This is a genomic window from Streptomyces sp. NPDC048383 (genome assembly GCF_040651775.1).
GTDB lineage: Bacteria > Actinomycetota > Actinomycetes > Streptomycetales > Streptomycetaceae > Streptomyces.
Map to the genome: position 1 here is coordinate 29,943 of NZ_JBEZKS010000049.1, position 13,350 is coordinate 43,292.

The following is a 13,350-nucleotide window of genomic DNA, read 5'->3' on the forward strand; positions in this document are numbered from 1 at the left end:
GTCCGGCGCCGGCCAAGGGCCGGAACCTAGTCGCCGGTCGTACCGTCGAGCAGCTCGCGCAGGATGTCCAGGTGGCCGTTGTGGCGGGCCGTCTCCTCGGTGAGGTGGAGGAGGATCCAGCGCAGGTCGACGTGCACGCCGCCATGGCGGGCCCGCCGGGCCTTCTCGTCCAGGCCGCTGTCGGCGACCAGCTCGCGGTAGCGGGCGCTCTGGGCGGCGTACTCGTCGAGCAACCGCGTGAGCGGGAAGTCCACGGCGATGCGCATCTCGCGGTCGGGGTCCTCGTCGGTCCAGGGACCCTGGTCCTCCTCTCCGAGGAAGACCACCTGGAACCAGTAGTACTCGACCCAGCGGAGGTGGTTGATCAACCCGCTCATGGTCATCAGCGGTGAGCGCGGGAGGAGCGCCCTGCCCGCGTTCTCGGCGGAGACGCCGTCGCACTTGGCGCGGGCGGTGTCGCGTGCGTAGTCGAGGAACGTGGTGAGCTGGGTGCGCTCGTCCCACGCGGGCGGCGTGTCATCGATTCTGGTCATCGCCCGAAGGGTTGCCGATCGGTGCGACCGGTGTCGAGGCATTTGTCGACGGCCGCGGCTGCGGCCGGGTGTCCAACCAGCCGGTGCACCGCGATCCATCGCCGCGACATGGTCGGCGTGCCCAACGAACCAGGGGACGCCCATCGGCATTTGCCGGACGGTGGCCGATCGGCGGCCTAACGTACGGATCAGGTGCTGCCCGCGGCAGCCACACGAGGAGGAACCTGTGTCATCGCCCTGTGACCCCGAGCACGCTTCCCCCGGAGATGTCGGCGCGGCGCTCATGATGATCGACTCACGGCTCAAGGCCGTCTACGACGGCAGGACCGAGACCGACCCCGAGCAGCGGGAGCTCGTCGACCAACTCGCCGGTTCCATGGACGCCGAAGCGGTCCGTGACCTCCTGGACGGCGCGTGCACGCTCATCTACATGTTCATGACGTGGCTGCGGAAAGCGCACGAGGCCCAGGACAAGGACGTCGTCGAGTACGTCGTCCCGAGCCTGGTCGCCTCCATGCGCGCGATGCCCAGGAGCGTCCGCCCCGAGACCATCCCCACCATGGCCGGCATGGTCATCGCGGCGGGCATCGAGCTGAGCCCGAACCTGTGGCGCCGGCAGTACGGGGAGTGGACCCAGGCCGAGATGAACCCCTTGGAGGCCACCGCCTTCCTCCTCGCGGAGCACATCAACCGCATCACCGCCGACCGTGACTTCGCCACCCGCCTGATCGCCGAGGCACTCGCCGCCGCGAACGAGGGCTGACGTCCGGACGCGGCCGATCCGTACGGCGCGGCACGCGCCGACCGGCGCGCGAGGTCCCGGACCGCGGGGGAAAACGAGAAGCAGGGAAAACGAAAAGCGGGGAGATCGCTCTCCCCGCACTTCCAAGGTATAGCGCACAGGGGGGCTTGCGGCAAGGCCCCGGTGGTGGCGGAGAATCCTCGGTCTAGGCCACCACCTGCGGAAATGAGGGCACGACGTGCGTGTGTTGCTGTCGGCGTACGAGGGACGCGATGACGCCGGAACAGGCACCGTTGCGGAGGGATCGCGATGAGCGAGCAGAACAAGCGGAACGAGCAGCCGGGCCAGCAGAGCCGGGAGAGCCGGCAGAGCGAGCCGTACGTACGGGATCTGCGCGAGGTCGACGAGACGCAGCTCGCGGTCGTCGGCGGCAAGGGCGCGCAACTGGGCGCACTGTCACGGGTCGAGGGAATCCGCGTGCCGGACGGCTTCTGCGTGACGACGAGCGCCTTCCGGCGCGTCATGGCGCAGGCGCCGTCGATCGACGACCGGTTCGACCGACTGTCGCGCCTGGACGCGGACGACCGGGAGGCGATCCGTACGCTCAGCGCGGAGATCCGCCGGACCATCGAGGAGATCCCCGTTCCGGACGATCTCGCCGCGGCGATCACCGGCGCGCTCGCCCGGTTCGGTGAGGAAGCGGCGTACGCCGTCCGATCCAGCGCGACCGCCGAGGACCTGCCGACGGCGTCGTTCGCCGGTCAGCAGGACACGTACCTGAATGTCGTGGGCCCGGCGGCGGTCCTTCGACACGTCAGCCGGTGCTGGGCCTCGCTGTTCACCGAGCGGGCCGTGAGCTACCGGCGCCGGAACGGCATCGATGACCGTACGGTCGACATGGCCGTGGTCGTGCAGCGGATGGTCTTCCCGCACGCGGCCGGCGTCCTGTTCACGGCCGATCCCGTCACGGGCAACCGGAAGGTCGCCACCGTCGACGCCGGCTTCGGCCTCGGTGAAGTCCTGGTCTCCGGGCTGGTGAACCCGGACGTCTTCAGGGTGCGCGAGGGGGAGGTCGTCGACAGGGCGATCGCCGTCAAGCGGCGTGCGGTGCGCGCCCTGCCGGCCGGCGGTACGGGGGACGTGCCGATCGACCCGCGCCGGCAGGAGGAGCCGTCGCTGACGGACGCGCAGGTCGTGCGGCTGGTGGAACTCGGGCGGCGGATCGAGGCGCACTTCGGTCGTCCGCAGGACATCGAATGGTGTCTGGTCGACGACGGCTTCCGGATCGTGCAGAGCCGTCCGATCACGACGCTGTTCCCCGTCCCGGAGCGCGACGACCGGGAGAACCGCGTCTACGTCTCCGTCGGTCACGGGCAGATGATGACCGACCCCATGAAGGCCCTCGGGCTTTCCATGTGGCAGCTGACCGCCATGGTGCCGATGCACGAGGCGGGCGGCCGGCTGTTCGTCGACGTCACCCCGCGCCTGAGCGCGCCCGAGAGCCGCGCCGGCCTCCTGGACGCCGTGGGCAAGGCCGATCCGCTGATCAGGGACGCCCTGGAGACCGTCCTCGGCCGCGACGACTTCCTCCCGTCGCCTCCGGAGACGACCCCGGCCGCGGCTCCCGGCGGACCCCCCGCCCCCGGCGCGCCCGACCCGATCGAGACCGACCCGGCGATCGTCACCGCGCTGATCGAACGCAGCCGGACGTCCATCGCCGCGCTGGAGCGCGACATCCGGACGAAGACCGGACCGGAGCTCTTCGACTACCTGTTGGAGGCCTTCGAGGAGCACAAACGCGTCCTCAGTGATCCGCTGAGCATGCAGGCGATCATGGCCGGCATGGAGGCCACCTGGTGGCTCAACGACAACCTGTACGAGTGGCTGGGCGAGAAGAACGCGGCCGACACGCTCACCCTGTCCGCCCCCGACAACATCACGTCGGAGATGGGGCTGGCGCTGCTCGACGTCGCGGACGTGATCCGTCCACGGCCGGACGTGGTGACGTTCCTGCAAGGCGTCGAGGACGAGGGCTTCCTGGACGAACTGGCGAAACTCGCGGGCGGCACCGAAGCGCGCGACGCCATCGAGGGCTACCTCGACCGGTACGGCATGCGCTGCGTCGGCGAGATCGACATCACCCGGCCGCGCTGGCGCGAGCGCCCCACCACGCTGATCCCCGCGATCCTCGACAACGTGCGCAACTTCGGTCCCGGCGCCGCCGAACGGCGCTTCGAGGAGGGCCGGCAGAAGGCGCTGCGGAAGGAACAGGACGTGCTGTCACGCCTGCGCGCCCTGCCGGACGGGGACCGCAAGGCCGACGAGACCCGGCGGATGATCGACCAGGTCCGCACCTTCATCGGATACCGGGAGTACCCGAAGTACGGCATCATCAGCCGCTACTCCGTCTACAAGCGGGCTCTGCTGGAGGAGGCCGAGCGTCTGGTGGCGGCGGGCGCGATCGCCGAGCCGGAGGACGTCTTCCACCTCACCTTCCAGGAACTGCACGAGGTCGTGCGCGTCAATCGGCCGGTCGACCCGCGTCTCGTCCAGCGGCGCAGGGAGGCGTTCCGGGCGCACCACGCGCTCACGCCGCCCCGGGTGCTCACCTCGGACGGTGAAGGCCTCACCGGGTCCTACCGCCGCGACGACGTGCCGGCCGGCGCCCTGGTCGGCGTACCGGTCTCCGCGGGGACCGTGGAGGGCAGGGCCCGCGTCGTCCTGGACATGGCGCGGGCCGACCTCGAAGCGGGCGACATCCTGGTGACGACCTTCACGGACCCCAGCTGGTCACCGCTGTTCGTCGGCATCGCCGGATTGGTGACGGAGGTGGGCGGCCTGATGACGCACGGCGCGGTGATCGCCCGGGAGTACGGCCTGCCGGCCGTGGTGGGCGTGGAAGGTGCCACCCGACTGATCCGGGACGGGCAGCGGATCCGCGTGCACGGCACGGACGGGTACGTCGAGATCCTTCCCTGACGGACCACGGACGCGCGCCCCGCTGAGGTATGACCCGAGCGGGGTGTGCGTCCGCCGCACGGCGGAGACGGTCCGCCGTGGCGGACGACGCGTGACTGCCGTGTCCACGGCCAGCATGGGGGCATGACCACAGCGACCGCTCCGCTGCCCGCCTCCGGCCCCGTACCCGCTCCCCGTTGGGCCCGCCGGGCCGCCCACGCCATCGCCCTGTGCGCCCTCCCGTCCGGCCTGTGGCGCATCGCCATGGCATCCGGGATCCACGTCGGCTACAGCGACCAGGTTCTGCGGGACGTCTTCGACATCCCCGGCTGGGGCATCGCGTACGTCGTCGGCCTCTCCGTCCTCGCCGAACTGGCCGCCCTGTTTCCGCTGCTCCTCGTCAGCGACCGGTGGCAGCCGCTGCGACCCCGGACCCTTGCCGCGCTCGCTCGGACGGCCTCGGCCCTCCTGGTCCTGGTGGCACTGTGGCAACTCGTGGTCGCCTTCACCGTCGAGAGCCAGACGTACATGTCGGGCGGTACGGCCCGGACCGTCTGGGCCTTCGTCTTCGCACCACTGTTCGCCATCCCGCCCCTGATGACCGCGGTGACCTGGTCGTACGGGAGGCGGCAGCGGCAGTGCCGGCGACAGCTACCGCGCCGAGTGGGCGGCCGGGCGTGACCTGCCTCGTACAGCGGGATTCAGTCCTCGATCGCCTGGTGGAGGGTGGCGCACTCCTGACGATGCCCCGTCCCTCACTGACCCCGGCCCGCGTTGAGCCGGGCCGCCTGGCGCGTCAGGTGGTCGCGCTCGGCGAGGTTGGGCGCCTGGTGGGCGGCCTCGGCGTACAACCGGGCCGCCGTCGCCCGGTCGCCGTCGCGCTCGTGGAGGTACGCCGCCACCGCGGTGTGGCGGGGGAGCGAGGCGTCCAGCTCCGCGAGCGCCCGCAGCCCCGCGCGCGGACCGTCGGCCTCCCCGACGGCGACCGCCCGGTTGAGCCGTACGACCGGGCTGTCGGTCAGGCGCGCCAGCTCGTCGTACCACTCGACGATCTGCGCCCAGTCGGTCTCCTCGGCGGCGGGCGCGTCCGCGTGGAGCGCCGCGATGGCGGCCTGGGCCTGGAACTCGCCCAACCGGTCGCGCGCGAGGGCCGCTTGGAGGATCCCGACACCCTCGGCGATCATCACGGTGTCCCACCGGCCCCGGTCCTGTGCGGCGAGCGGTACGAGGCTGCCGTCGGGCGCGGTCCGGGCGGCACGCCGGGCGTGGTGGAGCAGCATGAGGGCGAGCAGCCCCGCCGCCTCCGGGTGGTCGACGGCGGCCGCGAGCTGCCGGGTGAGGCGGATCGCTTCCGCGGCGAGGTCGACGTCGCCGGAGTAGCCCTCGTTGAAGACCAGGTAGAGCACGCGCAGCACGGTGGCGACGTCCCCGGGCCGGTCGAGGCGCACGCCGGAGACGGTCCGCTTGGCCCGACTGATGCGCTGCGCCATGGTCGCCTCGGGCACCAGGTAGGCCCGGGCGATCTGGCGGGTGGTGAGCCCGCCGACGGCGCGCAGGGTGAGCGCCACCGCGGACGCCGGGGTCAACGACGGGTGCGCGCACAGGAAGTAGAGCCGGAGCGTGTCGTCCGCCGCGACCGCCGGTCCGGGCGCGGGCTCCTCCTCGACGCGGTCCTCGCGCCGACGCCGGGAGACGTCGGCGCGGGTCGCGTCGAGGAACTTGCGCCAGGCGACGGTGACCAGCCAACCCTTGGCGTCCCGCGGCGGGTCGGCCGGCCAGACCCGGAGCGCCTCGACCAGGGCGTCCTGCACCGCGTCCTCGGCCGCCGCGAAGTCGGCTCCGCGGCGGACGAGGACGGTGAGCACGCTCGGCGTCAGCCGCCTGAGCAGGAGCTCGTCCATCGGTGACGTCACTCCGTGATGGTGGGCGGCGCGGACAGGAAGGGGCGCACCTCCAGCCACTCGTGGATCGGCTTGCCGCCGGCCCCCGGCGCGGCCGACAGTTCCCCGGCCAGCTCGACGGCCCGCTCGTAGCTGTCCACGTCGATGATCATCCAGCCGGCGATGAGGTCCTTGGTCTCGGCGAACGGTCCGTCGGTGACCGGCGGGCGCCCCTCGCCGTCGGAGCGGACCCACGCCCCCTCGGGGGCGAGCGCCTGACCGTCGACGAACTCGCCGGTCCGTTCCAGTCGGCCCGCGAAGTCGTGCATGTACTGCACGTGCGCCGAGATTTCCTCGGGCGTCCAGCGGTCCATCGGCACGTCGTTGGCCGGAGCCGGGGCGCCGCGGTAGTGCTTGAGCAGCAGGTACTTGGCCATCTTCGTTCTCCTCACTGGTGCGACCCCTTGTGGTCGCCGGTCGCTCTCACCACGGGGACGGAGCCGCCCACGGGTTCTCGACATCGCCGCCGAATTCTTCTCGAACCCGTCCGGGCGAGCACCCCGGCGGGCCGGGCACGGCGTGCCGCGGGGGCGCTCCCGGTACCCATCGGGCGGCCTCACCCTGGCCTATAATCGAACTTGTGTCCGAAAATAAGTCATCGCGTCTCGATCTCCTCCGCTTCCTGGAGAAGGTCCAGGTCAGAGACCTGCAACGCACGCGCGACTGGATCGCCGCCGAGGAGCGGCGTACGGCGTACGAGGCCGCGCAGGGGCCGCCCGCGCCGCCGCCGGCGCCCGCGGAATGGCTGGTCGAGCACGGGATCGGGACCGGCCGGCCGGCGGTCCGCGTACACGTCGGCACCTGCTGGGACACCCGTACGCGCTGCCGGCCCGCCGACCGGGACGCCGTCCGGCGAGCGCTCGCCGAGGGTGTCTCCGCCTGCCCCCAGTGCCGGCCGGACACCGCCCTCGGGGTGCTGGAGTGACCGGCCGGCGGCACCCTTGAACCATGGATGACCCGCTCCCCGTGATCGTTTACCCGCCCGACGAACAGGGCGGGCGCCGCGTCCGCGTCGACGGTGAGATCCCCGGCCGCGCCTTCGGCCCCGCCGACGTCCTGGAACTCCTGCGTCGGGCCGGGCGCGACCCGGAGGAGGTCGCCCCCTACGGCGAAGGCCTCATCGACTGGCGCGGCGGCGGCCCCGCCACCTGGCACACCCCGTAGCGCCCCGCTACCGCCGCCCCGACCCCGACCCCGACTCCGTGCGGCGGGCCCCGGCGGGACGGGCCCGCTTCCCGCGTCCGTCCCCGTCAGGCGACGTGCCCGTCAGGCGACGGCCCCGAAGGTGGAGGTGGCGCAGGTTGGCGGCGAACACACGGTCGGGCGTGCGGTTGGACAGCACCCGGACGAGACGGGTGACCGGCGCGGCGTCGCGGCCCGCGGTGTAGCGGGTACGGGGCCTGCGGGCCGTCACGGCCTTCGCGATGACCAGAGCGGCGGCGCCGGCGGTCGGACCCGACGCGGTGCCCGAGGCCATCAACCGGTTGTTCGCCCTGACCAGGACGCCGTAGCGCCCCTCCTGCTTCGGCGTCATCCGGGCGGCCGGCCGGTCGGCCGTCGCGACGCCGTGGGTGCTCGCCCCCGACCAGTGGACGAACTTCAGCCGGTCGTACGCCCGGTTGATCGACGCGCACGCGGCCGTCCTGCTGCCCTGGATGCTGGACGGGGCCGACGGCGCGACGGCGACCGAGCTGCTCGCCCCGCTTTCCCCGTCAGTCCGGGCCGCCCACACCGACCCATGGCTCCCGGCTCACCGGTCCTTGGCCCGCCGACGCCCCGGCTCCAGCACCCGATCCGAGCGTTCACGTCTGTTCAATGCAACGCACGCCGCAGTCGTGTTGCATTGCTCCTTCGAATCATTGCAACGATTACTGGCATCTGACCTGTAATTATTGCTGACTTGAGCAACGAAGTTGTTGCCGTATTGATGAAGGCAACGTAGCTTTTCCTTCATCGGAAACAACGAGTCGAAGGAAGTCAACATGCAGAAGTTCGCCACCCCCGCCGCCGTCTCCGCCGTCCTCGACATCCCCGCCGGACGCATCCGGTTCGTCGCCGCCGAGCGCGCCGACACCACGGTCGAGGTCCTGCCCGCGGACGGCTCGAAGAGCCGCGACCTGGAGGCCGCGCAGCACGCCACCGTCGAGTACGGCGACGGCGTCCTGCGGATCGCGGCCCCGGCGCCGAAGGGCAAGCTCCTCGGGAACACGGGCGCGGTCGAGGTGATCGTCCACCTGCCGGCCGGCTCCCGCGTCGAAGCCAAGGCGGCGGCCGCCGAGTTCCGCGGCGTCGGGCGGCTCGGCGACGTCGGCTTCGAGGGCGCGCAGGGCTCCATCGAGCTCGACGAGACCGCGAGCGCCCGCCTCGTCCTCGCCGCCGGGGACATCACCGTCGGCCGGCTGGGCGGCCCCGCCGAGATCAGCACACGGAAGGGCGACGTCAAGGTCGGCGAAGCCACGAGCGGCACGGTCACGCTGCGCACCGAGGCCGGCGACCTGTCGATCGAGGCCGCCGCCGGGGTCAGCGCCTGCCTCGACGCCGACACCTCGTACGGCCGGATCCACAACGGGCTCAGGAACACCACCGGCGCCGCCGACCTGCACATCCACGCGACGACCTCGTACGGCGACATCACGGCCCGCAGCCTCTGACCGCCCGCGATCTCCCGCCCCCCTTTCCCACCCGCAACCCCTGTAATCCGCAAGCCCTCACAAGGAGCGACACCCCTCATGACGAACCTGGCCATCGTGGCGCACGGGTTGCGCAAGTCCTACGGCGACAGGACGGTCCTCGACGGCATCGACCTGACGGTTCCGGCCGGTACGGTCTTCGCCCTGCTCGGCCCGAACGGCGCCGGCAAGACCACCGCCGTCAAGATCCTCTCCACCCTCATCGGCGCCGACGCCGGCGCCCTGCACGTCGCGGGCCATGACCTGGCCGTCGACCCCGGGGCCGTGCGCGACGCGATCGGCGTCACCGGCCAGTTCTCCGCCGTGGACGGCCTGATCACCGGCGAGGAGAACATGCTCCTCATGGCGGACCTCCACCACCTCCCCAGGGGCGAGGGCCGCCGCACCGTCACCGAACTGCTGGAACGCTTCGACCTCACCGAAGCCGCGAAGAAGCCCGCCTCCACCTACTCCGGCGGCATGAAGCGCCGACTCGACATCGCCATGACCCTGGTCGGCAGCCCGCGGATCATCTTCCTCGACGAGCCGACCACCGGCCTCGACCCGCGCTCCCGCCACACCATGTGGCAGATCATCCGGGAACTGGTCACCGGCGGCGTCACCGTCTTCCTCACCACCCAGTACCTGGAGGAAGCCGACCAACTCGCCGACCGGATCGCGGTCCTGAGCAACGGTCGGATCGCCGCCGAGGGCACCGCCGCCGAACTCAAGCGCCTCGTGCCCGGCGGCCACGTCCGCCTCCGCTTCACCGACCCGGCCGGCTACCGGTCCGCCGCCGCGACCCTCCACGCCGCCACCCGCGACGACGAGTCCCTCGCGCTCCAGCTCCCCAGCGACGGCAGCCAGCGCGACCTGCGCGCCATCCTCGACCGGCTCGACTCGGCCGGCATCGAGGCCGACGAACTCACCGTCCACACCCCGGACCTCGACGACGTCTTCTTCGCCCTCACCGGCAACACCACCGTCCCCGCCCCGCACACGCAGCCGGCCCAGCCCGTCCAGCCCGCCCAGCCCGCCCAGTCCAAGGAGAACGTCCGATGAGCACCCTCTCCCTCGCCGTGCGCGACTCCTCCACCATGCTGCGCCGCAACCTCCTGCACGCGCGCCGCTACCCCTCCCTCACCCTGAACCTGCTGCTCACCCCGGTGATGCTGCTCCTGCTCTTCGTCTACATCTTCGGCGGCGTGATGAGCGCCGGCCTCGGCGGCGGCGCCGACCGCTCCGCCTACATCGCGTACGTCGTCCCCGGCATCCTGCTCATGACCATCGGCTCCACCGTCATCGGGGCCGCCGTGTCCGTCTCCACCGACATGTCCGAGGGCATCATCGCCCGCTTCCGGACGATGAACATCCACCGGGGCTCGGTCCTCATCGGGCACGTCATCGGCAGCGTCATGCAGTCGGTCGCCAGCGTGGTCCTCGTCGGCATCGTCGCCGTCGCCATCGGCTTCCGCTCCACCGACGCCACGGTTCTGGAGTGGCTCGCCGCCTTCGGACTGATCGTCCTCTTCGCCCTGGCCCTCACCTGGATCGCCGTCGGCATGGGCATGGTCAGCCCGAACGCCGAGGCCGCGAGCAACAGCGCGATGCCGCTGATCCTGCTGCCGCTCATCTCCAGCGCGTTCACCCCGATCGACGCGATGCCGGGCTGGTTCCAACCGATCGCCCAGTACCAGCCCTTCACCCCCGCCATCGAAACCCTGCGCGGCCTCCTGCTCGGCACCGAGATCGGCCACAACGGCTGGCTCGCCCTGGCCTGGTCCCTCGCCCTGGCCGCCCTCGGCTACCGCTGGTCCACCGCCTCCTTCAAGCGCGACCCGAAGTAACCGCAGTGACAGCGCGGGCCACCTCCCCGCGGCCTCCGCCCCAGGGGCGGCGTACCCCGACACCCCGTCGGAGCACGCCGCCCCTCTCGCGTCCGGCCCAGACACCGGCCGCAACCCCGCGAGGTCCAGCTGCCCCGAGGTGCGGAAGCCATCGCTCCGCACCCGCCGCCCCGTTCCCACCCCGAGGACGGATGGGACGGGCCCGGGTGATTGGGTGGGGTCTCCAAGCCAGTCGGATGTGAATGGAGTTCAAAGTGAAGAGCCTTGTGCGGGGCACCGTGTGTGCGGTGGCGTTGATGACGCTGCTGACCGCCTGTGGTGGTGACACGGAGGACGCGGCCAAGGTCGGACTCGACGGCGTGGGCAAGAAGGACGAGTCGACCGGAGCCCATAAGCTCCGGTCGGCGATGCCGACCAACAAGAGCGTCAGCAACGGCCTCGTCAGCTTCGGCGGTGAGGACGCGGTGGTGCTGGAGGGCGATCAGGCACGCCAACCGTGCGAGGAGGGCACCAGTACCCCGTGCGACGGGCTGGTGGGCGTGGGCCGCAAGCTGGTCGTGGCCAAGGATGCGACTGACAGGCAGATCGAGTTCACCCTCTACTCGTTCGGGGCCCAGGAGGCCGCGGAGGCGGCGTCGACCGCCCTGGTGAACAGGACCTTCGCGCGCAAGGACTCCGTTGGGGATTTGCCGTTGGAGATCGGCGCGGACGAGACAGAGGTGTTCAACATCAGCGGTGGCAGGGCCGACGTGATCCTGCGTGTCGGCAACGTGGTCGCCTACGTGAGCGCGGCCAGGAAGGAGGACCTGTCGAACGCGGCAAAGGTCCAGGTCGACCTGATCAAGAAGGCCGCCTGACGATCCCGGCGGAGTCGTCTCCGCTCCGGCGCCCGCCGGAGCGGAGACGACCCGATGGGCGGGGGGTCGTGGAATCGGTGAGCGCGGTGCTCAGTCCAACGACTCGGTGCTCCCGTCCGGGTTGATCAGCAGCCGGATCGCACCGCCGTAGCGGTCGTCGGCGATGGTCGCCGTCGTCGGACCGCCCATGTCCTGGGCGCGCTGCTGGAGGATGGAGATGACGACGTCCTCGATGTCCACGAACGGCGGAGCCGTCACGGGAACACCGTCGATCAGGCCCGCGTTCTGCGAGAAGACGCGGACTTCGGTGACCGGGTGGGTCGGGTGCATGGCAAGGCCCTCAGGAGCTTGCGGCGATGGCGCCGGTGGACGGGGATGCGACGGCGTAGGTGCCGCGGGATATGCGGAGCAGACGACCGGACTTGGCCATCGCGGACAGGGCGTTGCTGACCGACTTCGCCGGATCCTGGTAAGTCCCCGGGGGCAGCGCCGAGAGGACGTCCCGACCGGAAAACGGCCCCGGGAAGGAGGCGACCGCCTGCTCCACGGCCTGCCGCAGACTCGGTGCGCTCCACGAGGCGGGCGGAACCGCTCCGGCCGGAGCGGTGTCGGGCACGGACCGCAGGGGCGAGGCGCGTCGAACGGCGTCAGCGGGTCCGGTCTGAGGCTGCGCCCGTGGCGGTGCGACGGCAGTGTATTCCTCTATGCGGACATCGAGTTCGCACAGCGCAACATACATGGCAGTCACCTCACGCCCGTTCGGGAGCGAACGGTCCGAGTCGCCGCCGTCCGGGGCGTCGCTCAGCATCGCGGTGAGCACCTTGATGCGGCGAATCGATTCGGCAAGCCGGTGCAGCAGTGGCTCGAATATGTCCTGCCGCAGCGCGGCCAGCGGATCGCTGGTCGCGAGCTCGACACCGACCGATCCGGTGAGACCCGGGACCGGCGGCCGGTCCGAGAAGGCGTCGCCCGCAGCCGCCCGCCAGGCCTCAAGAGACCGGTGCGCCAGGCGCAGGCCGTCGAGGAGCTGCGGTGTGAGTCCACCGGTGGGTGCCCGGAGCAGCATCGCTGCGATCTGCCGGGTGGTGTCGAGGGTGGGCAGCGTCGCGTGGACCAGGGGGCCGAGCACGGCCTCCTGGATGGCGCGGGCCGGATCGTCGAGCGAGAAGGTGATCCGTTGGCTCGTCGGTGCCGCCATCGATACCTCGCGTGTGTGGGCTTCCTGTTGACCGGCCTGTGGTGGGATGCCCGCCAAGACTCGGTGTTCCCCTTGCGTCCCGGGGCCTTGCGCCGCCCACGCTCCGGTGCAGGCCGACGCCGGAGCAATCGTCCGGCTCGTCCGGCCGGACCTGTGTTCCTGGAGCGCGTCGAACGCGTCGAGCACGACATGGACGTCCGACGAAGGGTCCTCGTACTCCTGAGTGCCCGTCAGTCGCCCCTGTGCGTCACCGAGTCCGATCCGGCGGCGAATCCACCGCCGGTCCTGTCGGGTGGTGGCCGCGGCGTAGCCGCCGGGATCGGACTGGGCGACGGAATCCCACAGGCATTGCGCCCAGAGGGGGCAGGACGAGCAGAGCTGCCGCGCGGCCCGTGTGAGGGCCTGGCGCCTGCGCGTCTGGAGCGGAACTCCCGTCTTGTCCGCAGTCGGGTCCGTCAGCAGGGGCTGGCCGAATATGTCCGGTCGCCGCTGGCAGGGTAGAGGTGTGGAGGCAGTGGCTGCCTGAACGGATGCCGACGGCATTCCGCGTATGGTCATGACCATGAAAATATCCCCCGAAGCGATCAAGCACACGGGGACTCTAGA

15 protein-coding genes are annotated in these 13,350 nt (G+C 71.3%); 9 read left to right on the forward strand and 6 right to left on the reverse strand.

Features of this window, described 5'->3' with window-relative positions; translation table 11 throughout:
• Window positions 1-26 precede the first annotated feature (26 nt).
• A complete protein-coding gene (locus AB0D46_RS28430; RefSeq protein WP_362881583.1) occupies window positions 27-533 on the reverse strand; it encodes a DinB family protein in 507 nt (168 codons plus the stop codon).
• A gap of 226 nt (window positions 534-759) precedes the next feature.
• Between AB0D46_RS28430 and AB0D46_RS28435 the strand changes: the two genes are divergently transcribed.
• The 3 genes from AB0D46_RS28435 (at window position 760) to AB0D46_RS28445 (ending at window position 4,914) form a co-directional block, all read left to right on the forward strand.
• On the forward strand, window positions 760-1,296 hold the full coding sequence (locus AB0D46_RS28435) for a hypothetical protein (RefSeq protein WP_362881585.1): 537 nt from the start codon (window positions 760-762) through the stop codon (window positions 1,294-1,296).
• Between the two features lie 288 nt (window positions 1,297-1,584).
• Window positions 1,585-4,254 (forward strand): rifamycin-inactivating phosphotransferase, encoded by a 2,670-nt coding sequence (rph, locus tag AB0D46_RS28440; RefSeq protein WP_362881587.1) that lies wholly within the window; start codon window positions 1,585-1,587, stop codon window positions 4,252-4,254.
• A gap of 123 nt (window positions 4,255-4,377) precedes the next feature.
• Complete coding sequence (locus tag AB0D46_RS28445) at window positions 4,378-4,914, forward strand: hypothetical protein (protein WP_362881589.1); 537 nt, start codon at window positions 4,378-4,380, stop codon at window positions 4,912-4,914.
• 74 nt (window positions 4,915-4,988) lie between these two features.
• On the opposite strand, the gene AB0D46_RS28450 is transcribed toward AB0D46_RS28445, so the two are convergent.
• Both AB0D46_RS28450 and AB0D46_RS28455 read right to left on the reverse strand, forming a co-directional pair.
• The gene (locus AB0D46_RS28450; protein ID WP_362881638.1) at window positions 4,989-6,134 is read right to left on the reverse strand and encodes a DUF6596 domain-containing protein; all 1,146 of its coding nucleotides are present in this window, start codon (window positions 6,132-6,134) and stop codon (window positions 4,989-4,991) included.
• Window positions 6,135-6,142: 8 nt separating this feature from the next.
• On the reverse strand, window positions 6,143-6,550 hold the full coding sequence (locus AB0D46_RS28455; protein ID WP_362881591.1) for a YciI family protein: 408 nt from the start codon (window positions 6,548-6,550) through the stop codon (window positions 6,143-6,145).
• 203 nt (window positions 6,551-6,753) lie between these two features.
• On the opposite strand from AB0D46_RS28455, the gene AB0D46_RS28460 reads away from it, so the two are divergent.
• Both AB0D46_RS28460 and AB0D46_RS28465 read left to right on the forward strand, forming a co-directional pair.
• On the forward strand, window positions 6,754-7,098 hold the full coding sequence (locus AB0D46_RS28460) for a DUF6233 domain-containing protein (RefSeq protein WP_362881592.1): 345 nt from the start codon (window positions 6,754-6,756) through the stop codon (window positions 7,096-7,098).
• Between the two features lie 23 nt (window positions 7,099-7,121).
• Complete coding sequence (locus tag AB0D46_RS28465) at window positions 7,122-7,337, forward strand: hypothetical protein (RefSeq protein WP_362881594.1); 216 nt, start codon at window positions 7,122-7,124, stop codon at window positions 7,335-7,337.
• 7 nt (window positions 7,338-7,344) lie between these two features.
• Here the strand turns inward: AB0D46_RS28465 and AB0D46_RS28470 are convergent, their stop codons facing one another.
• A complete protein-coding gene (locus AB0D46_RS28470; RefSeq protein ID WP_362881595.1) occupies window positions 7,345-7,905 on the reverse strand; it encodes a hypothetical protein in 561 nt (186 codons plus the stop codon).
• 250 nt (window positions 7,906-8,155) lie between these two features.
• Between AB0D46_RS28470 and AB0D46_RS28475 the strand changes: the two genes are divergently transcribed.
• From AB0D46_RS28475 to AB0D46_RS28490, 4 genes are all read left to right on the forward strand, one after another.
• Window positions 8,156-8,824, forward strand: coding sequence for a DUF4097 family beta strand repeat-containing protein (locus tag AB0D46_RS28475; protein ID WP_362881597.1), 669 nt, complete (start codon window positions 8,156-8,158; stop codon window positions 8,822-8,824).
• A 78-nt stretch (window positions 8,825-8,902) separates the two neighbouring features.
• Entirely contained in the window at window positions 8,903-9,904 is a 1,002-nt protein-coding gene (locus tag AB0D46_RS28480) for an ATP-binding cassette domain-containing protein (RefSeq protein ID WP_362881598.1), read from the forward strand.
• Window positions 9,901-10,689 (forward strand): ABC transporter permease, encoded by a 789-nt coding sequence (locus tag AB0D46_RS28485; RefSeq protein ID WP_362881600.1) that lies wholly within the window; start codon window positions 9,901-9,903, stop codon window positions 10,687-10,689. Before AB0D46_RS28480 ends, AB0D46_RS28485 begins: the two co-directional genes overlap by 4 nt.
• Before the next feature lie 296 nt (window positions 10,690-10,985).
• Window positions 10,986-11,546, forward strand: coding sequence for a hypothetical protein (locus AB0D46_RS28490; protein ID WP_362881601.1), 561 nt, complete (start codon window positions 10,986-10,988; stop codon window positions 11,544-11,546).
• Window positions 11,547-11,636: 90 nt separating this feature from the next.
• On the opposite strand, the gene AB0D46_RS28495 is transcribed toward AB0D46_RS28490, so the two are convergent.
• Window positions 11,637-11,876, reverse strand: a complete 240-nt coding sequence (locus tag AB0D46_RS28495) for a hypothetical protein (protein ID WP_362881603.1) — start codon at window positions 11,874-11,876, stop codon at window positions 11,637-11,639.
• A gap of 10 nt (window positions 11,877-11,886) precedes the next feature.
• Complete coding sequence (locus AB0D46_RS28500; protein ID WP_362881605.1) at window positions 11,887-13,332, reverse strand: hypothetical protein; 1,446 nt, start codon at window positions 13,330-13,332, stop codon at window positions 11,887-11,889.
• Between the last annotated feature and the right edge of the window lie 18 nt (window positions 13,333-13,350).